The organism is Acidibrevibacterium fodinaquatile, from assembly GCF_003352165.1.
Taxonomy (GTDB): domain Bacteria; phylum Pseudomonadota; class Alphaproteobacteria; order Acetobacterales; family Acetobacteraceae; genus Acidibrevibacterium; species Acidibrevibacterium fodinaquatile.
In genome coordinates this window covers 1,806,881-1,827,628 of the sequence record NZ_CP029176.1, presented here as the reverse complement: position 1 = coordinate 1,827,628, position 20,748 = coordinate 1,806,881, and the positions used below count along the sequence as shown (strand labels likewise).

Below are 20,748 nucleotides of genomic sequence, written 5' to 3'. Positions count from 1 at the left end.
AGCGCGGTGCCCAAGAGCAAGTTGTTTGAGGAATTGGACTATCGACCGACGCCGATTGGTGCCTTGAGCCTTCGGCGACGACGCGAGCTGTCGCTCGGCATCGACGTCTTCGAAATCAAGCTCGGCGATGAGTATCTCATGTCGAGCCTGTTCACGGCCTCGGAGATCGCGCTCGCTCGGTTGGGCCTTTCTGAACTCACCGGTGATGGCTTCAACATTGTCGTCGGCGGTCTCGGCCTCGGCTACACCGTCAAAGCCGTCCTGGAGCACCCGAGTGTCGGTTCGCTGATCGTCGTCGATATGCTGCAGGCGGTGATCGACTGGCACCGCACGGGGTTGTTGCCGCTGGGCGCCGAGTTGATCGGCGATCCGCGTTGCCGCTTGGTTCAAGGGGATTTTTTCGCAATCGCCAAAGGGGCGGCCGGGTTCGATCCCGATACGCCCGGACGCCGCTTTGACGCCATCCTGGTTGACATCGACCACTCACCCGCTGCTCTCCTCGATGACCGCAGCAGCGCCTTTTATCGGATCGAGGGTCTCCGCGCGCTCGCCGCGCACCTCAAGCCTGGCGGCGTTTTCGGTCTCTGGTCGAACGACACGCCCGACCGGTCCTTCACCGACCGGCTATCGCGCGTTTTCGCGAAAGCGTGGGCCGAACCGGTGACCTTCCATAATCCATTGCAAAACCGGTCCTTCACGCAGACGGTCTATCTTGCCCGCACCACGATCCTTTCGAACGAGGGCGCATGACGGCTGGCCGGCAACGAAAAAACATTTCTTTCTTTCTTTCTCTAGCGACCGATCAGCCCGCCGGCGAGGAAGCCGCCATCGGCGGCGAGGATTTGGCCGGTGATGAAGCTCGCCGCGTCGCTGAGCAAGAAACACGCGGCGGCGGCGATTTCGGCGGGCGCGGCGTAGCGATGCATCGGGGTTTCGCGTGACCAGGCGGCGCGGATCGCCGGGTCATGCATTTCGGCGACGAGCGGGGTTTCGACCGGGCCCGGGGCCAAGCAGTTGACGCGTACGCCCACGCCGGCGAGTTCGACCGCCATCACCTGGGTCAGGGTCGCGACGCCGCCTTTGGAGGCGCCATAGGCGGCGCGGCCGATATTGCCGCGCTGGCCGGAGACCGAGCCGATGGTGACGATGGCGCCGCCGCCGGTCCGCACCATCTCGCGCGCCGTGGCTTGCGCAACGAGGAAGGTGCCGCGCAGATTGACCGCCATCATGCGCTCGAACTCGGCGAGCGGGGTTTCGAGAAACGGCAGATCGCGCCCGATCCCGGCCGAGGTGACGAGACAATCGATCCGCCCAAAGCGCGTCTTCGCCGCCGCGATCAGGGCGGCGACCGAGGCCGGATCGGCGACATCGGTGCGGAACGGCAGGATGCCGCCACCCACCAGCGTCGCCTCCGCCGGGGCGATGATATCGGCGGCAATGACGCTGGCGCCCTCGCGCGCCAGGGCTTCGGCGATGGCGGCGCCGATGCCCGAAAGCCCGCCGGTGACGAGGGCGGTTTTGTCGGAAAATCTCATGCCAGCGGCCCGACCACCGAGGTCAGCGCCGCCCAGGCTTGCGGGCCGAGCCGTTTTTGCCATTCGGCGTAGAAGCCGGCGCTTTGGAGGGCGGCGCGAAACGCCGTCGGATCGGTCTCAAACACCGCCATCCCTTGCCCGTGCAATGTCGCGCCGAGTTCGGCGTTCATCTTGGCGACATCGGCGCGCTCGGCCATGGCGCCTTGGTTGAATTCATGGGCGACGAGATCCTGCAGATCAGGCGGCAGCCGCGCAAGCGCATCGGGATTGGCGAGCATCCAGTAACCGTCCCACATATGATTGGTGAAGCAGAGAATTTTCTGGACCTCGTAAAGCTTCGCGGTCTCGATGATGGCGAGCGGGTTTTCCTGGCCGTCGACGATATGGGTCTGGAGCGCAGAATAGACCTCGCTGAAATTGATCGAGGCGGGGGCGGCGCCGAATGCCCGAAACAGGCTGGTCCAGAGCGGGCTGACCGGGACGCGGATCTTAAAGCCATGCAGATCAGCCGGGGTCTGGATTGGCCGCGATGCGCTGGTGATCTGGCGATAGCCGTTATCCCATATTTTTTCATAGACATGGAGGCCGCGTTTCTCGATTTCGCCGCGGATATAGGCGCCGACCGGGCCATCCATCGCCGCCCAGACCTCGTCATAATTCTTGAACGCGAAGCCGATCCCGTTCAGAGACGCGGCCGGCACCAGGGTCGCGAGAATGGGCCCCGAGAGGGTGAAGAATTCGAGCGCGCCGCTGCGTAACTGGCTGAGCGCGTCGGTATCGGAGCCGAGCTGGTTGTTGGGGAAAACCGCGATCTCGAGCCGGCCGCCACTTGCCGCCTTGATGCGCTCGGCGGCGGCCGTGGCGTGGATGTTGAGGGGGTGGGTCGCGGGCAGGTTGCTCGCGTATTTATAGCTGAATTCCGTCGCTCGCGCCTTTCCTTCGATGGCGAAGAAGGGCAGGCTGAACGACGCGGCGAGGAGCGCGCGGCGATGCATCATGGGTTCCTCCCGAGAGCAAGGGCGGTTTTTTGGTGGCCGAAGCGGGCAAACGGGGCAGTATTGTGGCGAAGGATGGGCGGGATGGGAAGGGCGCGACACTCGCCGTCATTCTCGCCGGCGGCGCCGCGCGGCGGATGGGCGGCGCCGACAAGGCCACGATCCTGCTCGCCGGGCGGCCGCTGCTCGCTCATGTCATGGCGCGGCTGGCCCCTCAGGTTGCCGCGATGGTGGTGAGCGCCAATGGCGATCCGGGGCGCTTTGCCGCCTTCGGCCTTCCGGTGCTCGCTGATCCCGTCGCTAATCGCCCGGGGCCGCTCGCCGGAATCCTGGCGGCGCTGCTCTGGACGCGGACGCACCGGCCGGAGATCGCCGATATCCTGGTCGCGCCGGTCGACACCCCATTCCTCCCCGACGATCTCCGCGCCCGCCTCGATCAGGCGCGGCGCGCGGCGGGGCGGCCGCTGGCGATCGCCGCCTCCGCCGGGCGGCTACACCCGACGGTTGCGCTGATCGCTGTCGCTGCGGCCCCTGCCTCCGACCTCGCGGCGCGGCTTGAGCGCGGCGAGCGGCGTGTCGGCGCGTTTTTCTCTGCCCATGGCGCGGCAATCGCCGATTATGGCGAACGCCACCCCGATCCCTTCCGCAACCTCAACACGCGCGATGACCTGGCCGCCGCCGAAGCCGCTCCCGATCGGCCCGACAGCAGCCTCTTGGCAAGATGAGAGCTGCACCCGACAAGACGAGAATGGCCACAAAACTGAAAGGACAGAGATGACCGAAACCATCTTGCCGCTGACCGATCGCCAGCGCTTCACCGTCTGGAGCGAGGAGCGCGCGCGTTATGGCGACACTGACCGCCAGGGCCATGTCAATAATGCGGTTTTTGCAACTTTTTGTGAAACCGGCCGGGTCGAGCTGTTCCATAGTCAGGACACTCCCTTCGCACCGCCCGGGACGGAGTTCGTCATCGCCCGTCTGACGCTCGATTTTCGCGCCGAGATCCTCTGGCGCGAACGCATCGCCATCGGCACGGTGGTGCTCGGCCTCGGGCGCTCCTCCTTCACCCTTGGCCAGGGGCTGTTTCGCGGTGATGTCTGCGTCGCAACCGCTGAGAGTATTCTCGTTTTGATGGATCTCGAGACCCGCCGCGCAACCCCTTTGCCGCCACGCTTGCGCGCGCGCCTCGCGGCGCTCGCTTACCCGCCTCTGGCGGAAGCGGCGGCGGTCGGAGGGGCGGAAAAAATCCAATAAGTTGAAACCAAACATAACAAAATCACGTGACAAACCTAGCCGAGACGGCGATACTCTCGACTATTGATACGCTTTGAAAGGGATGGGATCGCCGCGGCGCACGCCAGCAGCAAGGGGACGCCAGTGGGGGGCGTGGCGGTTATTTGTGCCGCCACGATTTCTGGTAACGGGTTATCAATGCTTTATCCTGTATCCGTAAATGGTTGAATGATCGGCTGCCAGCGCCCGAGTCATGGCTGAGCTTGGAAACGCAAAACGCGCGATGACCCTGATTGCCATTCTTGATGACCGGGTAACCAACCGCAATATCTTCTCTCGGCTTGCGGCGACGCTCGAGGAAGGCGCCGAAATACGCGCCTTCGGCGATCCACGCGCGGCGCTCGAAAATCTCGCCGCGTCAGACCCCGATCTGGTGATCACCGACTTCAAGATGCCTTACATGGACGGGGCGGAATTCACGCGCCGCTTCCGCGCCTTACCCAACGGCGCCGATGTCCCGGTGATCGTCATCACCGTCTATGAGGATCGCGGTTTTCGCCTGCGCGCGCTGGAAGCCGGCGCCACCGATTTCCTGCAAAGTCCGGTCGATCATCAGGAATTCATCACCCGCGCGCGCAATCTCCTCAAGCTCAGCAAGCAGCAGCGCTTGATCAAGAGCCGTGCCCTCTCGCTCGAACACGAACTCGCGGCGAGCGAGCAGTCCCGCCAGGCGCTTTTGCGCGACAGCCGCGAGCGGCTGGCGCAGGTGATCGACACCGTTCCGGCGATGATCAGCGCAACGGACGAGACCGGGACCTATATTTTCGTCAACGCCTATCAAGCGAATTTCTCCGGCGTCGATCCTGAGCGCTGCATCGGCATGGATGCGGTCGCGACCTTCGGGCCGGCCTATGCGGCGCGCAGCCGGGCGCTGGATCGGCTGGTGTTCGAAACCGGCGAGGCGTTGCCCGCCTATGAGGAGGAGATCATCGACCGGACGGGGATGCCGCGGGTGTTCCTCACCACCAAATCACCGCTTCGCGACACCGCCGCCAGGGTGGTGAGTGTGCTGACCTCGGCGATCGACATCACCGAGCGCAAGCACGCGGAAAGCCGGCTTCGTCACATCGCCCATCACGATCAGCTCACAAGACTTCCCAACAGATTGTTATTGCAACAACAATTGCAGCGGGAGCTGGCCCGCAACCGCCGTGGCGGGCGGATGTTTGCCCTGCATTTCATCGATCTCGATCGCTTCAAGGATGTTAATGACGCGCTCGGCCATCAGCTCGGCGATCAATTGCTGCACGCGGTTGCGGGACGTCTGCGCCATGTCGCGTGCGAATCCGATACCGTCGCGCGGCTCGGCGGCGATGAATTCGCGATCCTGCAAACCAAGGTTCGCGAGCCCGAGGACGCCGCTATCCTCGCCCGTCAGGTCATCGAGTCGCTCTCGCAGCCCTTCGGCATCGACGGCCAGACCCTGACGCTTTCGGCGAGTGTCGGAATAACCCTCTACCCCGCTGACGGCGGCGCTCTCGATGAGCTTCTGCGCAACGCCGATCTCGCGATGTATCGCGCCAAGGCCGATGGCGGGGCGAGCTTCCGGTTTTATTGCGCCGACATGAACCAGAACGTGCGCGAGGCGATCCGCCTCGAAGCCGATCTCCGCCAGGCGGTCGCGCTGGGCCATTTCGTGCTGCATTTCCAGCCGCAGGTGGCTGTCGAAACCGGCCGCATCGTCGGCATGGAGGCGTTGCTCCGCTGGCAGCGCCCGGGTGTCGGCCTCGTCAAGCCGGGCGAGTTCCTGCCGGTCGCCGAGGAGACCGGGTTGATCGTGCCGATCAATACCTGGGTGTTGCGCGAAGCCTGCCGTCAGGCGCAAAGCTGGCGCGCGCGCGGCCTGCCGCCGCTACGCCTTGCGATCAATCTCTCGCCGGTGCAATTCCGTCGCCAGAACGTGTTCGACGTCGTCTCGGAAACGCTGCATGATACTGGTTTTGACGCTAATTTCCTCGAACTCGAGCTTACCGAGACCATCCTGATGGAAAATGCCGAGGCGTCGGCGCGCACCTTGCGCACGCTGCAGGCGCTTGGGGTCACTTTCGCGATCGACGATTTCGGCACCGGCTATTCCTCGCTCAGCTATGTCAAGAATTTCCCGGTCGATCGTCTAAAAATAGATCAATCTTTTGTGCGCAATCTCAAGACCGACCCAAGCGATACCGCGATTGTTCGCGCCATCATCAATCTCGGCCACAGCCTTGATATCGCTGTCGTCGCGGAGGGCGTCGAAACCCGCGAGCAATTCACCCAGCTTGCGGCCGAAGGGTGCGACGAGGTGCAGGGCTATCTTTTTGGGCCACCGCTCACCGCCGATGATTTCGCGGCGCTGATCGAGAGAGGGCATACCCTGCCGTACCTCGCCTGAAACCACCGTGAGGGAGTTAAAGAATTGCCGGAATGGCGTCGCCGTTGACGAAGTTTCGTGACATATTAGCCGCCGATGGCCATATATGGGTCATCGACCATCCTGGCGCGGCAACGCAAGGGGGCGGGCATGCTTAAGTCACTTGCGGGCCGGATGCTGTGCTGGGCCGCGGAACTACGGCGCGCCTCGCGCAGCGGCGAAATGGATATTTCGCTCAATCGCTTGGTGTTCATCGTCGCGATGATCATTTATGTCGCGGTGATTCCGGCGCTGCACGCAGCGGGGCCGGTGTTGGTGCTGGCGTTGCTGACGCTTGCCACGATTGGCTTTCTTTGTCATCAGCTCTGGCGCCCCGCACAATCCAGCTTTCGCATCCTTTTGGGCTTGGTCAGCGATCTTGGCCTGCTCTCATGCGCTCTTCACGTCGGCGGCGGGCTTACCGCCGTGCTTTATCCAATGTTTCTGTGGATCGTTCTCGGCAACGGCTTTCGCTTCGGCGTCCGTTTTCTGATGACGGCGATGGCGCTCGCGGTGGCCGGGTTCGCCGCTGCGGCCGTGACCACGCCCTATTGGCGCAACCAGCCGGCCCTCAGCCTCGGCCTCGGCATCGGCCTCGTCATCCTGCCGCTTTATGCAACGACCCTGATCCGCAAGCTTTCCCAGGCCAAGGAGGCGGCCGAGGAGGCGAGTCGCGCCAAGACGCAATTTCTCGCCAGCGTCAGCCACGAATTGCGCACCCCGCTCAATGCGATCATCGGCTTCGGCCAGTTGCTCGGTGAAACCGGGCTCGATGGCGAGCAGGCCGGCATGGTGCGCACGATGACCGCGGCGGGGCGCACGCTGCTCGCGATGATTTCGAACATTCTCGATTTCTCGCGCCTGGAAGCCGGCAGGATGCCGCGCCAGGCCGAGGATTTCTGTCTGCGTGCCCTGCTCGCGGAGGTGCGCGACATGGTCGCAGCCGCGGCCGCCACCAAGGGGTTACGTCTTGGCCTGCACATCACCGCGCGCACCCCGCCGCGCCTCTTGCATGGTGAGCGCGGCCATCTCCAGGAAATCCTTCTCAATCTCGCGGCGAACGCGGTGAAATTCACCGCCCAAGGCGAAGTGGTGATCGCCGCCGACGTCGCGGCGGACGAAGCCGGGCGCGTCATCCTGCGCTGTGAGGTGAGTGACACCGGCATCGGCATCGCACCGGAAGCGCGGGAGCGGATTTTCGAACGCTTCACCCAGGCCGACGCCAGCGTTCTCAACCATTTCGGCGGCACCGGCCTCGGTCTTGCGATTTGCCAGAAGCTCGCGCATTTGATGGAGGGCGAGATTGGCGTCGAAAGCACGCTCGGGCGCGGCAGCACATTCTGGTGCGAGATTCCGCTCCAATTCGCGCAAGCGGCGGCGGACGACATGGCGGAGCCCGCGCCGATTCCGCCGCTTGCGCTGATCACCACCGATCCCGCTCTCGCTTTGCGTCTCGTGCCGCAAGGAGAGGGTGTCGCGCCGCAGGTCTTCGCGTCGCTGGCCGCCGCGAAAGCCGCCTTGGCCGCGGCCGCCGACACCCCGCCGCTTCTGCTCCTCGACGAACGCCATCCCGAAGCCGAACGCGGCGCCCTTGCTGGCGCCGGAACTCTGCCGCCGATCGCGCTGGTGGCGGATGCCGCTACTCTTGCGCCCGGTCTCGGGGCGGTCGGACTTCGTGCGTTTGCCAGCACCCGTCTCGCGCCCGAGCCGGCCGCCCTTCGCACTGCCCTCGCCCTCGCCGCACCCATCGATCAGGCCGCATCATCGCCGCCCGTGATCGAGCCTTCCGGGCGCGCGCTCCGCATCCTGCTCGCCGAGGACAACCGCACCAACCAGAAAGTCGTGACCAAAATCCTCGAACGCGCCGGCCATACGGTGCAGATCGCGGAAAACGGTGAGCAGGCGCTCGATGCCCTCGAGGCCGAAAGGTTCGATCTCGTCCTCATGGACGTCAATATGCCGGTGATGAGCGGGCTGGAGGCCGCGAAACTGCATCGCTTCAGCGAGCTTGGTGGCGAGCGGGTGCCGATCGTCGCGCTGACCGCCGACGCAACCGAGGCGGCGGCGCAGCAATGTCGCGAGGCCGGCATGGATGATTGCCTCACCAAGCCGATCGAGCCGGATCGCCTGCTGCGTGCCCTCGCCGCGCACGTGCCGGACGCGCCTTTGGTCGCGGCCGCGAGCCCGGCGGTGACGGAAATCACCAGCCATCCCCGGTTTCGTCCCGCCAGCGCTGGCGCGATCGATGCCGCCGTGCTCGCCGATCTCCATGCCTTGGGCGGCAATGATTTCGTTATTGACTTGATCGATTCGTTTCTCGCCGATTCCTCCGACCTCGTCGCCGAGATGGCGGCGGCGGCGGCGGCGGGTGATTCGAACGCTTTTCGCGCGCATGCGCATGCGCTGCGCAGTGCCGCGGCCAATATCGGCGCGAAAAGCCTGTTCGAACTCTGCCTCTCCTGGCGGCTGATCCGCAGCCAGGAACTCAACCGCGAAACCGAGGCTCTGATCCCGCGCCTCAACGCCGAGATCGAGCGGGTTCGTGCCCAGCTTCTGGCGCATCGCGCCCATCTCGCGGTCAATGCGCGGGAAGGATAGGGCGCGCGAAGGATAGGGCGCGCGAGGGCTCGCGGGGGCGGTTTTCGCTTTCGCCGCGCGTTTTTCAGTTGGCTTTTACCTGGACATAGCGGCCGGGCGCGTCCTCGATCGGGGCGAGCTTGCCCTCGCCGGGGATACGCGCCGGGACTTCCGCCTTGCTATGCGCGGTGATCCAGCGCTGCCAGTCCGGCCACCAGGAGCCCGCCATTTCGGTCGCCCCGGCAAGCCAGTCGGCGGGATCGTCGGGCAAATCATCGTTAATCCAGTGGCTGTATTTGCCGGTCTCGGGGGCATTCACGACGCCGGCGATGTGGCCGGAAGCGGCGAGCACGAAGCGCTTTGGCCCAGAGAGCAGCCGCGCGCCGAAATAGGTCGTGCGCCAGGGCGCGATGTGGTCGTCGCGCGTCGAAAGAAAATAGGCGGGCACTTTGACGCGCGAGAGATCGATCGGCACCCCGTCGAGAACGATGCCGCCGGGCTGGGTGAGACGGTTCTCGCGATACATGTTGCGCAGATAGAAACTGTGCATCGCCGCCGGCATCCGGGTCGAATCGGCATTCCAGTAGAGCAGATCGAACGGGAAAGGCTCGTTGCCGAGGAGATAATTATTGACGACGAACGACCAGATCAGATCATTGGCACGCAGCATGTTGAAGGTGGTCGCCATCTCGCTGCCTTCGAGATAGCCGCGCTTGTGCATTTTCTCCTCGAGCGCCTGGATCTGCTCCTCATCGATGAAAACATTGATCTCACCCGATTCGCGGAAATCGAGCATGGAGACGAAAAATGTTGCTGATTTGATACGATCATCCCCTTTGGCCGCCATATAGGCGAGCGTGCAACCGAGCAGCGTGCCGCCGAGACAATAGCCAATGGCATTCACCAGCCGCTCACCGGTCGCGGCCTTGATCGCATCGAGCGCGGCAAGAACGCCCTCCAGCATGTAATCATCGAAACGTTTTTCGGCGAGGCGTTCATCGGGATTGACCCAACTGATCATGAACACCGTATGCCCCTGGTTCACCGCCCAGCGCACGAAACTGTTCGAGGGACGGAGATCGAGAATATAGAATTTGTTGATCCAGGGCGGGATGATCAGCAGCGGCCGCTTCAAGACCCGCGTCGTCGCGGGCGCGTATTGGATGAGCTGCATGAGTTGGTTCTCATAGATCACCTTGCCCGGCGAGACGGCAATATTCTCGCCGACGCGAAACGCCGCCATATCGGTCATTTTGACATGCAACTGGCCGCGGCCGCGTTCGAGATCGGCGAGCATGTTGTTGAGCCCGCGGAGCAGATTTTCGCCGCCGGTCTCGGCGGTTTTGCGCAGGACTTCGGGGTTGGTGAGCAGGAAATTGCTCGGGCTCATCGCGTCGATGAACTGGCGGGCATAGAAATCGACCTTGCGGGCGGTCTCAGGCTTTAGCCCATCGACATGGCGCACCACGTCCTGCACATAGCGCGCCGACAGCAAATAGCTTTGTTTGATGAAATCGAAAATCTCGTTTTCCTGCCACGCCGGGTATTTGAAGCGGCGATCGTTCGCCGGCGGCTCGATGACCGGGGGAGAAGGCATGCCGAGCAAGCGGCGCGAGGTGTGCTGCCAGAGCGTCATATAATCCTGCCAGAAACCAAGCTGCGCCTTCATCAGCCGCGCCGGGTTGGTCATCAGCCGCGTCGTCATCTCGAAAAAGGCGCTGGCGATGTTCAGCGGATCGGGCCGTGGCGCTTCCTCGCTCTGACGCTTCAGCCATTCGGAGACGATACGCTGCGATCGCTCGGCGATATCGGCCATGCTGCGGGTCAGCGCCGCCGGATCTGGCAGGTGTGGCGCGTTGTCGTTATGGTTTTCCTGATCGGCCATGCTTTGACATCCTTTCCGGCCAGGGGGTGGCGCGCTATGAGAGCGCAGCGAGTTTACCACCGGAATGGCGGCAATGCGAACAGGGCGTCTTTGGCGACGGAGACAGGGGCGACAGAGACTGGGGCGACAGAGGCTTGGGCCGTGGCGACGCGGCTCTGGCTGCGCGCGGGTATTGGCTCGGCTCGGCTCGGCCGCGGCCATGATGGCGCTCGCCGGCTGCTCCTCGCTGCCAGCCGCGGTCAACCCGGCCAATTGGTGGGACAGTCTCACCGATCGTAACCTCGCGACCGAGCGCCCGCCGCCGCCCCAGGCCGATGCCCCCTATCCCAATCTCGCGACGGTTCCCGGCAAGCCGGCGCCGGCGGATGCCAAGGCGCATCAGACGGTGGTTGCCGGCCTCGCCTCCGACCGCGCCAATGCGCAATACGAGGCGACCCAGGTGCCGATCGCCGACCCGTCCTCGCCGCAAGCCTCGCCCGCGCTCTTTGGCGGCAGCGCGCCGCCGCCGGGCGCGACCAATACCGCCGCCGCCGCGCCGCCGGCGGCCACGGCCGCGCTTGCCGCCGCCAACGCACCGCCACCCAATGCCCCGGTGCATCCGACCCCGGCGCCGCGCAACGCGGTCAATCAGGCGCCGCTTGCCGCACCGCCAGCCGCGAGCGGCGCCGCGGCCACGACGCCCGCTGCCGCAACGCCCGCTGCCGCAACGCAAGTCGCGGCGGCAGACACCCCGCCGCCGAGCATGCCCGAGACCCCACCGCCGCCGCCGCAAGTGCCCGGCGCCGATATTCCGCCGACCAAGCCAGCCCCGCCGCCGACCAAGCCGCCGGCCCCGCCGGCCGGCACGCCGCCACTCTCCGCCGCCGAGGCCAAGCCGCTGACCATCGGCTTTCCGATCGGCTCGGCAGTCATCCCGCCGGCGGAACTCGACTCGATCAAGGCGCTGGCCGCGCGGCGCGGGAATCGCTCGATCGCGGTCGTCGGCTATGGCGACGCGAGCAATGCGACGCCTGAGACCCAGACCGCCGCGGTAACGCTCGCGCTCGCCCGGGCGCGGGCGGTGATCGCCACCCTCACCGCCGCCGGCGTGCCGATGGACGCGATTTCAATGGATGCCGAAGCCAATGGCCATGGCGCGCTCGCGCGCCTCGTCGAGTAGCCTTCCCCGCAACCCTGACCGGACCCATTCCCATGCCCGAGGAATTCCACCGTATCCGCCGCCTGCCGCCTTATGTGTTCGCCGAGGTCAACCAGGCCAAGGCCCGCGCCCGCGCCGCCGGCGAGGACATCATCGATCTCGGCATGGGTAACCCGGATGGGCCGACGCCGCCGCATATCGTCGCCAAGCTCGTCGAAGCGGTGCAGGATCCGCGCACCCATCGCTATTCGACGAGTAAGGGCATCCCCGGCCTTCGCCGCGCGCTCGCCGGCTACTATTATCGTCGCTTCGGCGTCGGCCTCGACCCCGAGACCGAGATCATCGCGACGCTGGGCTCAAAAGAGGGCCTCGCCAACCTCGCCGCGGCGATCACCAGCCCCGGCGATACCATTCTTGTCCCCAACCCCTCTTACCCGATCCACCAGTTCGGCTTCATCATCGCCGGCGCCTCGGTGCGCTCCGTCCCCGCAACCCCCGATGAGGAGATGCTGCGGGCGCTCGACCGCGCCGTCCGCCACTCGGTGCCGAAGCCAACGGCGCTGATCGTCAACTACCCCTCCAACCCGACGGCGATGGTCGCCGATCTCGATTTCTATCGCGAAATCGTCGCTTTCGCCCGCCGCCACGAGATTTTCGTGCTGTCCGATCTCGCTTACGCAGAGATCTATTTCGGCGATCGGATTCCGCCCTCGATCCTCGAAGTGCCGGGGGCGAAGGACATCGCGGTCGAGTTCACCAGCCTCTCGAAAACCTATTCCATGCCGGGCTGGCGCATGGGGTTCGCGGCCGGCAATGCGCGGCTGATCAGCGCGCTCGCACGCATGAAATCCTATCTCGATTATGGTGCTTTCACCCCGATCCAGGTCGCGGCGACGGCGGCGTTGAACGGGCCGCAGGACTGCGTCGCCGATCTTCGTCGCCTCTACAAAGAGCGGCGCGACGTGATCGTGCGGGGCCTCAACGCTGCCGGCTGGGAGGTGCCGAGCCCCGAGGCCTCGATGTTCGCCTGGGCGCCGATCCCGCCGCGCTATGCCCATCTCGGCTCGGTCGGCTTCAGCAAGCTTTTGCTCGCCCGCGCCAAGGTCGCGGTCGCGCCGGGGATCGGCTTTGGCGAGTATGGTGACACCCATGTCCGCATCGCGCTGGTCGAGAACACGCATCGCCTCCGCCAAGCGGTGCGCAATGTCCGCGCGTTTCTTCAGGCCGGCTCGAACGAGGCCGTCCCCTCGCTCAGCGCGGCCGACGCATGAGCCGGCCGCTTTCGGTCGCCCTTGCCGGGCTCGGCACCGTCGGTGTCGGCGTGTTGCATCTCTTGCGCGAGAATGCCGATCTCATCGCCGGCCGCGCCGGGCGCCCGATCGCCGTCACCGCGGTCTCCGCGCGTGATCGCGGGCGCGACCGCGGCCTGACGCTGGCCGGGCTGCGCTGGTATGACGAGCCCGAGGCGCTCGCCGACGATCCCGAGGCCGATGTCATCGTCGAGGTGATCGGCGGCGCCGAGGGGCCGGCGCGCGCCCTCGTCGAGCGGGCGCTCGCCGCCGGCAAGCCGGTGGTGACCGCAAACAAGGCGCTGATCGCGGTCCACGGCGCGGCGCTGGCCGCCCGCGCCGAAGCGTCCGGCGCCGCGCTCGCGTTCGAGGCGGCGGTCGCGGGCGGGATTCCGGTGATCAAGGTGCTGCGCGAAGGGCTCGCCGCCAATCGTTTGTCGCGGATCAGCGGCATCCTGAACGGCACCTGCAATTTCATCCTGACGGTGATGCGTGAGCGCGGCCGCGAATTCGCCGAAGTCCTCGCCGAGGCGCAGAAGCTCGGTTACGCCGAAGCCGATCCCGCTTTCGACATCGACGGCATCGACGCCGCCCACAAGCTCGCCATCCTCACCGCCCTCGCCTTCGGCCGCCCGGTCGATTTCGCCGCCGTCCATGTCGAAGGCATCCGCGCGATTTCGGCGCTCGATATCGCGCTTGCCGGCGAACTCGGCTACCGCATCAAGCTGCTCGGCATCGCCCGCCGCACGGCTGCCGGGATCGAGGCGCGGGTCCACCCGGCGATGGTGCCGGCCGCCGCCCCGATCGCCCGCGTCGATGGCGTGTTCAACGCCGTCGTCGCCGAGGGTGATTTCGTCGGCCGGGTGATGCTCGAGGGCCGCGGCGCCGGCGCCGGCCCGACCGCCTCGGCCGTCGTCGCCGATCTCATCGACATCGCGCGCGGCCGGGTGACCCCGGTTTGGGGCGCGGCCAACGGCGCGCTCGCAGCATTGCCCTCGGTCGGGATCGAGGCGCATCAGGGGGCCTATTATCTCCGGCTGATGGTCGTCGATCGGCCGGGGGTGATCGCCGATGTCACCGCAATCTTGCGCGATCTCGGAGTCTCGCTCGAATCGATGCTCCAGCGCGGCCGCGCGCCGGGCGAGGCGGTGCCGGTGGTGCTGGTCACGCACGAGACCAGCGAAATCGCGATGCGCCAGGCCATTACCCGCATCGCCGCCCTCGACGTCGCGGTGGAGCGGCCGGCGCTGATCCGCATCGAGCCGGCCTGAGCAAAGTGAAGATGTTCTTTTTTGAAAAAAAAGAACCAAAAAATTTTTATCCGTTGGGGCGTGCCTGCGGCAGCCCCGCTCCGAGGAACCGGGAAGAAAGTCTTTTTGCTTCTTTTTCTTCAGAAAAAGAAGAATCCTCATCCAAATATACGCGAGCAAAATGGACCCAGCATGACCCGCCAAGCCCTTCATACTGATCGCAATCTCGCTCTCGACCTGATTCGTGTCACCGAGGCGGCGGCCATCGCCTGCTCGGCCTGGATGGGGCGGGGGAAGAAAAACGAGGCCGACGGCGCCGCCGTCGAGGCCATGCGCCGAGCCTTCGATACCGTTCCGATCGATGGCACGGTGGTGATCGGCGAGGGCGAGATGGACGAGGCGCCGATGCTCTTCATCGGCGAAAAAGTCGGCGCTGGCGGGCCGGCGATGGATATCGCCGTCGATCCCCTGGAAGGCACCAACATCGTCGCCAAGGGCGCCGCCAACGCGATCGCCGTCGTCGCGTTGGCCGAGGCCGGGAATTTTCTCCACGCCCCGGACATTTACATGGAAAAGATCGCGGTCGGCGGCGGCCTGCCCGAAGGGGTCGTCGATCTCGATGCGCCGGTCGCGGAAAATCTTCGCAACCTCGCCCGCGCCAAGCAATGCGCGATCGCCGATCTCGTCGTCTGCATCCTCGAGCGCGATCGCCACGCCGAGCTGATCGCCCGCTGCCGCGAGGCCGGAGCGCGCATCACGCTGATCGGGGATGGCGACGTCGCCGGTGTGATCGCGACCACGCAGCCGGAAAGCGGGGTCGATATCTATATGGGCACCGGCGGCGCGCCGGAGGGCGTGATCGCGGCGGCGGCGCTGCGCTGCGTCGGTGGGCAGATGCAAGGGCGCCTGCTCTATGAGACCGAGGCGCAGAAGGCGCGCACCCTCGCCATGGGTGTTACCGATCCCAATCACAAATTCAGCGCCGTTGAGATGGCGCGCGGTGACGTCCTGTTCGCCGCGACCGGCGTCACCAGCGGGCCGATGCTGCGCGGGGTACGGCGTTCCGGCACGCACGCGGTGACCCATTCGGTGGTGATGCGCAGCAAATCGGGCACGGTCCGCTATGTCGAGGCGCATCACAATTTCTCCACCAAGACCTGGGCGGGGAATTGACTTGTTTTGAGAAAGGCGCGGACTTTGCCGGTGTTGACGCCAGTCTCGCGGGCCGGCGCTGGCGTTGGCGGGAGGAGGCGCCGGGTTCCGGTTACGCGCGGCATCCCGGCGTCCCCGAAATCATCGCCCGCCTGCTCGCCGCGCGCGGCATCGCGCCCGAGGCGGCTGGCGATTTTCTGAACCCGACGCTCCGCGCCCAGCTTCCCGATCCCTTCATCCTGTGTGACATGGCGCCCGCTAGCGAACGCCTCGCCCGCGCCGTTATCGGCGCCGAGACCGTTGCCGTATTCGGCGATTATGATGTCGATGGCGCCTGCGCCGCGGCGCTGATCGCGGGGTTGCTCGGCGAACTCGGTTGCAAGGTGCTGACGTACATCCCGGACCGCTTGCGGGAGGGGTACGGGCCAAACGCGCCGGCGCTCGCCAGCCTGATCGCGCAGGGCGCAGGCCTCATCCTCTGCGTCGATTGCGGCACCGCCGCCGAAGCGGTGTTCGCCGAGATCGCCGGACGGGCCGATATCATCGTGCTCGACCATCACAAGGCCGAGGGCCCGCCGCCACCCATTTTCGCGACCGTCAACCCCAACCGGCCTGACGACACCTCCGGCCTCACCGGGCTTTGCGCCACCGGGATCGCCTTTCTCTGCGCCGTCGCGCTGGTGCGGCACCTCCGCGCGGCGGGATATTTCGCCACTCGCGCCGAGCCCGACCTGCTGCGTGCCCTTGATCTCGTCGCCCTGGCGACGGTGTGCGACGTGATGCCGCTTACCGGCCTCAATCGCGCCTTCGTGACCCAGGGGTTGCGGATCATGGCGCGGCGCGAGCGAATCGGGCTCGCCGCCCTCCTCGATGTCGCGGAAAGCCATGAGGCGCCGAACGCGTTTACCTGCGGCTTCGTGCTCGGCCCGCGCATCAATGCCGGCGGCCGGATCAGCCGTGCCGATCTCGGCCTTCAGCTCCTGCTGAGCGATGATCCGAGGGCAGCACAAGGGGTTGCGGTGCTGCTTGATCAGGTCAATCGCGAGCGCCAGGTGGTGGAACAATCGGCGCTGGCAGGGGCGCTGGCGCTGGCCGCCGAGCAGCGCGCCGCCGGACACGCGGTTCTCGCCGTGAGCGGCGAGGGCTGGCATCCCGGCGTGGTCGGCATCGTTGCGGGGAGAATAAAGGAGCGTTTCAACCGCCCGGCCCTGGTCGGGGCGATCGCGGATGGCATGGTGAAGGGCTCGGGGCGCTCGGTTCCGGGGCTCGATCTCGGCGCCGCGGTGATCGCGGCGCGGGGGGCGGGGATTTTGCAGACCGGCGGCGGCCACGCGATGGCCGCGGGCTTCGCCCTGGAGGCGCGCCGCTGGGCGGATTTTCAGGCCTTTCTCAATGAGCGCTTGAGCGCCGCCGCGGCGCTGCCGAACGCCGCCGATCTGGTGATCGAGGGCGCGATCAGCGTCGCCGGCGCCAATCTCGCGCTCGCCGCCGATCTCGCCCGCCTCGCGCCGTTCGGGGCGATGAATCAAGAGCCAGTGTTGGTTATCCCGGCCGCCCGCGTCGTCTATGCCGAACGGATCGGGCGGGAGGGAAATACGCTGCGCTGCACGCTCGCCGGCATGGGCGGGGAACGGCTGAAAGCGATCCTGTTCCGGGCCGGCGACTCACCACTCGCGGCCGCCCTGCTCGCCCGCCCGCCGGCGCTCCACATCGCCGGGCATTTGCGCATCAATCGCTGGCAGGGCCAGGAAAGCGCGCAATTCACCATCCTTGACGCCGCCCCCGCCTGATCACCCCGCGGTCAAGGCGGCCGGGCAGGTCAAAAGAGCTATTGTTATCGTGGAAGCCAATTTCAAAGCCTGAATTATCGCGATTGGGCCGCGGGCTCAGGCGGCGCGGGCGGTGACGTCTGGCGCCTGGCCGGCGAAGGTCGCGAGATCGGCGGTGAGGGCGGAGATGACCGGCGCCCAGTCGCCCTGATGCGGCTGGCGGTAGAGACGGAGCGTCGGATACCAGGGGCTGTCCCTTCGCTCGCGCAGCCAGCGCCAGCAGCCATCGAAGCGCGACAGCAGCCAGACCGGCTTGCCGAGCGCGCCGGCGAGATGGGCGACCGAGGTATCGACCGAGATCACCAGATCGAGCCCGGCGATGAGCGCCGCGGTATCGGCGAAATCGACGACTTCCGGCATCGGGTTGACGATCGCAAAGGGCGGGTCCGCGAGTTGCCCCGCCGGCGGCCCTTTTTGGAGGCTGACGAAGGTAACGCCCGGCACCGCACCGAGCGGCGCGAGGGCGGCGAGCGGGAGCGAGCGGCGGCGATCGATCTGAAAGCATTTCGGCTGATCGGGCCGCGAGTCTCCCGCCCAGACAAGACCCACCCGCGGCGCGGGGCCGGCCGGCAGGCGGGTCGCCCAATGGCTAATCAAGGCGGAATCGGGGGCGAAATAGGGGATGGTGGCGGGGATCGTTGCAAGATCGGTCCCGAATACGAAAGGCAGGCTGAGCAGCGGGCAGTGAACATCGAAGGCGGGCAAGGCCTCGCCGCCGGCAATCACCTCGATATCGCCTGGCAGTATCCCGGGCAGGCTGGCGCAAAGCCGCTTCAAGGGCGGCTGCACCTCGAGGATCACCTTCGCCCCACGCGCTGCGACCAGCGCCGCGTAGCGGACGAATTGCAGCGTATCGCCAAGGCCCTGCTCGGCATGGAGAAGGATGGTGCGGCCGGCAATGTCCTCCCCCCGCCAGCGTGGCTTGGGCAAGACGCGTTTGGGGGCTTCGGCGCGTTCGAGCCGGCGTTCATAGAGCGCAAACCCCTCCCGCATTTCCGTCCCCGTCATCAGGAGCGCGAGGGCGAGATTGAAGGCCGGCTCGGGGTTGGCGGGCTCGAGCTCGCTTGCGCGGCGGAGATCGCTGATCGCTTCCTCGATCCGGCCGAGACCGTAGAGGGAAACGCCGCGGTTGCAGAGCGCCGGAACATCATCGGGGTGGCATTGGAGCGCGATGCTGGAGGCGGCGATCGCGTTGTCGAACTGCCCAGTCTCAAACAGCGCTGCACCGAGATTGACATAGGCCTCGGCATAGTCGGGCTTGAGCTGGAGCGCCTTGAAACAGACATTGATGGCATCGTCGAACCGCCCGAGGGCCCGAAGCGGGGCGGCGAGGTTGGAATAGGCGATCGGCCAGCTCGGCGCCTTGGCGATGGCGGCTGCGCCCGCCGCGACGGCCTCCTCAGAGCGCCCGGCATGGAACAGCGCACCACAAAGATTGGAATACGCTTGGAGATGGTCGGGCACCCGCGCGATCGCCTCATGATAATACCGGATGGAGGCTTCGAACCGGCCTTGTGCTTGCAGGGCATTGCCGCAATTGGACCAGGCATCGGCGAAATCGGGCCGGTGCGTGAGCAGGCGCTGATAGACCTCGGTGGCCTCTGCAAACCGGCGGCTCTCATAGAGCGCATTGCCGAGGCCAAAACTCGCATCGGCGTCGTCCGGGCGGAGGGCAAGGGCGGCGCGGAAGGCGCGTTCGGCCTCGGCCGGCCGGCCGAGCGCCATCAGCGTGGCACCGAGGCCAACCTCGCCGTCATAATCGGCGCGGCGGGCAAGGCCGGCGCGCAGCCATTCGACAGCGCGGGCAAGATCGCCGATTTCGCGATGAATATGCCCGAGCAGCAGCCGCGGCTCGGGCGCTTGGGGCATCAGGGCGGCGGCGGCGGTGAAATGCCGCACCGCGGCCGTGCGATCGCCGGCCTGGTAGGCGGCGATGCCTGCTGATAGCGCGTCATCGGCGCTGAGGGGGTGCGCGTCTATCGTCATGCGCCCAACGATACTGGGCGATGATGAACAGAGATTTAATCGGCGCCCTGGCGGGACGGCGCCGGGGCGGCTAGTCTCCGCGCCGCAACACGTCAAGATGGACCCGATCGCCGATGCGCCTCTCTCGCTCGCTCATCCCCACCCTCAAGGAAACCCCAGCCGAGGCACAGATCGTCTCGCACCGGCTGATGCTGCGCGCCGGTCTCGTGCGCCAGACCGCGTCCGGCATCTATGCCTGGCTCCCCGCCGGCTATCGTGTGCTGACCAACATCGCCCGCATCGTGCGTGAGGAGCAGGATGCCGCCGGCGCTCAGGAATTGCTCATGCCGACCATCCAGTCCGCCGATCTCTGGCGCGAAAGCGGCCGCTATGACGGCTACGGCAAGGAGATGCTGCGCATCCAGGACCGCCATGAGCGCGAATTGCTCTATGGCCCGACCAATGAGGAGATGATCACCGATATCTTCCGCCAATCGGTGCATTCCTATCGCGCTTTGCCGCAAATCGTCTATCATATCCAATGGAAATTCCGCGACGAGGTGCGGCCGCGCTTTGGCGTCATGCGCGGGCGCGAATTCCTGATGAAGGACGCTTATAGTTTCGATCTCGACCACAAAGGCGCCGTCATCAGCTATCGCAAGATGATGCTCGCCTATATGCGCACATTCCAGCGGCTCGGCTTGCGCGCCATTCCGATGGCCGCCGATACCGGGCCGATCGGCGGCGATCTCAGCCACGAATTCATCATCCTCGCCGCAACCGGCGAAAGCCAAGTGTTCTATGATGCCGCCTTCGAGTCTATCGATTACACCAGCCGCGAATTCGATATCCACGCGGAGGCGGATCTCGCGCGCTTCTACACGATGATGACGACACCCTACGCCGCGACGGATGAAAAACATGATCCCGCGCTCTTCGAGAAACTCGACCCATCGCGTCGGCGCGAAGGGCGCGGCATCGAGGTCGGGCATATTTTCTATTTCGGCACCAAATACAGCCAGCCGATGAATTTTACCGCAACCGGCCCGGACGGGCAGCCATTCCATCCCGAAATGGGCAGCTACGGCATCGGTGTGAGCCGCCTCGTCGGCGCGGTGATCGAGGCCTCGCATGACGAGGCTGGCATCATTTGGCCCGAGGCCATCGCGCCGTTCCGCGCCGCTATCCTCAATCTCAAACCCGGTGATGCCGCCTGCGATGGTCTCTGCGAGCGGGTCTATGCGCGCTTCGGTGCGGCGGCGCTATATGACGACCGCGAGGAACGCGCCGGCGTGAAATTCGCCGATGCCGATCTCCTCGGCCATCCCTGGCAGATCATCGTCGGCCCGCGCGGTGCCGCTGCCGGCAAGGTCGAACTCAAACGTCGCGTGGATGGCGCGCGCGAGGAGGTTTCGCCGGAGGCGGCGCTCGCGAAACTTCTTGGCGTCTAG

At 65.9% G+C, this 20,748-nt stretch carries 16 protein-coding genes; 12 read left to right on the top strand and 4 right to left on the bottom strand.

Annotation, left to right across the window (positions count from 1 at the left end):
* The first annotated feature begins 6 nt into the window (after positions 1–6).
* Positions 7–750 (top strand): spermidine synthase, encoded by a 744-nt coding sequence (locus DEF76_RS08735; protein ID WP_240319177.1) that lies wholly within the window; start codon positions 7–9, stop codon positions 748–750.
* A 41-nt stretch (positions 751–791) separates the two neighbouring features.
* Here DEF76_RS08735 and DEF76_RS08730 read toward each other — a convergent pair whose 3' ends face one another.
* Both DEF76_RS08730 and DEF76_RS08725 read right to left on the bottom strand, forming a co-directional pair.
* Entirely contained in the window at positions 792–1,535 is a 744-nt protein-coding gene (locus DEF76_RS08730) for an SDR family NAD(P)-dependent oxidoreductase (RefSeq protein WP_114912006.1), read from the bottom strand.
* The gene (locus DEF76_RS08725) at positions 1,532–2,533 is read right to left on the bottom strand and encodes a TRAP transporter substrate-binding protein (RefSeq protein ID WP_114912005.1); all 1,002 of its coding nucleotides are present in this window, start codon (positions 2,531–2,533) and stop codon (positions 1,532–1,534) included. The genes DEF76_RS08730 and DEF76_RS08725 overlap by 4 nt, the downstream gene beginning before the upstream one ends.
* A gap of 32 nt (positions 2,534–2,565) precedes the next feature.
* Between DEF76_RS08725 and mobA the strand changes: the two genes are divergently transcribed.
* From mobA to DEF76_RS08705, 4 genes are all read left to right on the top strand, one after another.
* Entirely contained in the window at positions 2,566–3,255 is a 690-nt protein-coding gene (mobA, locus tag DEF76_RS08720) for a molybdenum cofactor guanylyltransferase MobA (protein WP_240319174.1), read from the top strand.
* A 49-nt stretch (positions 3,256–3,304) separates the two neighbouring features.
* Positions 3,305–3,784 carry an acyl-CoA thioesterase gene (locus DEF76_RS08715; protein ID WP_114912003.1) on the top strand — a complete coding sequence of 160 codons (480 nt, stop codon included), beginning with the start codon at positions 3,305–3,307 and terminating at the stop codon, positions 3,782–3,784.
* Positions 3,785–4,046: 262 nt separating this feature from the next.
* A complete protein-coding gene (locus DEF76_RS08710; protein ID WP_114913764.1) occupies positions 4,047–6,194 on the top strand; it encodes a putative bifunctional diguanylate cyclase/phosphodiesterase in 2,148 nt (715 codons plus the stop codon).
* A gap of 129 nt (positions 6,195–6,323) precedes the next feature.
* The gene (locus DEF76_RS08705; protein ID WP_162800568.1) at positions 6,324–8,810 is read left to right on the top strand and encodes a hybrid sensor histidine kinase/response regulator; all 2,487 of its coding nucleotides are present in this window, start codon (positions 6,324–6,326) and stop codon (positions 8,808–8,810) included.
* A 64-nt stretch (positions 8,811–8,874) separates the two neighbouring features.
* Here the strand turns inward: DEF76_RS08705 and DEF76_RS08700 are convergent, their stop codons facing one another.
* On the bottom strand, positions 8,875–10,674 hold the full coding sequence (locus tag DEF76_RS08700; protein ID WP_114912001.1) for a PHA/PHB synthase family protein: 1,800 nt from the start codon (positions 10,672–10,674) through the stop codon (positions 8,875–8,877).
* Between the two features lie 199 nt (positions 10,675–10,873).
* Here DEF76_RS08700 and DEF76_RS20185 point away from each other — a divergent pair, with 199 nt between their 5' ends.
* Genes DEF76_RS20185 through recJ form a run of 6 tightly spaced genes read left to right on the top strand, consistent with a single transcriptional unit; the run spans position 10,874 to position 17,293 of the window.
* Positions 10,874–11,833: an OmpA family protein gene (locus DEF76_RS20185; protein ID WP_162800567.1), complete on the top strand. Its 960-nt coding sequence runs from the start codon at positions 10,874–10,876 to the stop codon at positions 11,831–11,833.
* Between the two features lie 32 nt (positions 11,834–11,865).
* Positions 11,866–13,083, top strand: a complete 1,218-nt coding sequence (locus DEF76_RS08690; RefSeq protein ID WP_114911999.1) for an LL-diaminopimelate aminotransferase — start codon at positions 11,866–11,868, stop codon at positions 13,081–13,083.
* Positions 13,080–14,372 (top strand): homoserine dehydrogenase, encoded by a 1,293-nt coding sequence (locus DEF76_RS08685; RefSeq protein ID WP_114911998.1) that lies wholly within the window; start codon positions 13,080–13,082, stop codon positions 14,370–14,372. The genes DEF76_RS08690 and DEF76_RS08685 overlap by 4 nt, the downstream gene beginning before the upstream one ends.
* Positions 14,373–14,383: 11 nt before the next feature.
* Positions 14,384–14,569 (top strand): hypothetical protein, encoded by a 186-nt coding sequence (locus DEF76_RS08680; RefSeq protein ID WP_114911997.1) that lies wholly within the window; start codon positions 14,384–14,386, stop codon positions 14,567–14,569.
* A complete protein-coding gene (gene glpX, locus DEF76_RS08675; protein ID WP_114911996.1) occupies positions 14,544–15,524 on the top strand; it encodes a class II fructose-bisphosphatase in 981 nt (326 codons plus the stop codon). The genes DEF76_RS08680 and glpX overlap by 26 nt, the downstream gene beginning before the upstream one ends.
* On the top strand, positions 15,521–17,293 hold the full coding sequence (gene recJ, locus DEF76_RS08670; protein ID WP_114911995.1) for a single-stranded-DNA-specific exonuclease RecJ: 1,773 nt from the start codon (positions 15,521–15,523) through the stop codon (positions 17,291–17,293). Before glpX ends, recJ begins: the two co-directional genes overlap by 4 nt.
* A 96-nt stretch (positions 17,294–17,389) precedes the next feature.
* On the opposite strand, the gene DEF76_RS08665 is transcribed toward recJ, so the two are convergent.
* Positions 17,390–19,318: a tetratricopeptide repeat protein gene (locus DEF76_RS08665; protein ID WP_114911994.1), complete on the bottom strand. Its 1,929-nt coding sequence runs from the start codon at positions 19,316–19,318 to the stop codon at positions 17,390–17,392.
* A gap of 113 nt (positions 19,319–19,431) precedes the next feature.
* On the opposite strand from DEF76_RS08665, the gene proS reads away from it, so the two are divergent.
* A complete protein-coding gene (gene proS / locus DEF76_RS08660; RefSeq protein WP_114911993.1) occupies positions 19,432–20,748 on the top strand; it encodes a proline--tRNA ligase in 1,317 nt (438 codons plus the stop codon).

Coding starts and splice junctions, on each gene's coding strand:
- DEF76_RS08730 (WP_114912006.1), bottom strand. CDS start 1,535: ATGAGATTTTCCGACAAAACCGCCCTCGTCACCGGCGGGCTTTCGGGC.
- DEF76_RS08725 (WP_114912005.1), bottom strand. CDS start 2,533: ATGATGCATCGCCGCGCGCTCCTCGCCGCGTCGTTCAGCCTGCCCTTC.
- DEF76_RS08715 (WP_114912003.1), top strand. CDS start 3,305: ATGACCGAAACCATCTTGCCGCTGACCGATCGCCAGCGCTTCACCGTC.
- DEF76_RS08710 (WP_114913764.1), top strand. CDS start 4,047: ATGACCCTGATTGCCATTCTTGATGACCGGGTAACCAACCGCAATATC.
- DEF76_RS08705 (WP_162800568.1), top strand. CDS start 6,324: ATGCTTAAGTCACTTGCGGGCCGGATGCTGTGCTGGGCCGCGGAACTA.
- DEF76_RS08700 (WP_114912001.1), bottom strand. CDS start 10,674: ATGGCCGATCAGGAAAACCATAACGACAACGCGCCACACCTGCCAGAT.
- DEF76_RS20185 (WP_162800567.1), top strand. CDS start 10,874: ATGATGGCGCTCGCCGGCTGCTCCTCGCTGCCAGCCGCGGTCAACCCG.
- DEF76_RS08690 (WP_114911999.1), top strand. CDS start 11,866: ATGCCCGAGGAATTCCACCGTATCCGCCGCCTGCCGCCTTATGTGTTC.
- DEF76_RS08685 (WP_114911998.1), top strand. CDS start 13,080: ATGAGCCGGCCGCTTTCGGTCGCCCTTGCCGGGCTCGGCACCGTCGGT.
- DEF76_RS08680 (WP_114911997.1), top strand. CDS start 14,384: ATGTTCTTTTTTGAAAAAAAAGAACCAAAAAATTTTTATCCGTTGGGG.
- glpX (WP_114911996.1), top strand. CDS start 14,544: ATGACCCGCCAAGCCCTTCATACTGATCGCAATCTCGCTCTCGACCTG.
- DEF76_RS08665 (WP_114911994.1), bottom strand. CDS start 19,318: ATGACGATAGACGCGCACCCCCTCAGCGCCGATGACGCGCTATCAGCA.
- proS (WP_114911993.1), top strand. CDS start 19,432: ATGCGCCTCTCTCGCTCGCTCATCCCCACCCTCAAGGAAACCCCAGCC.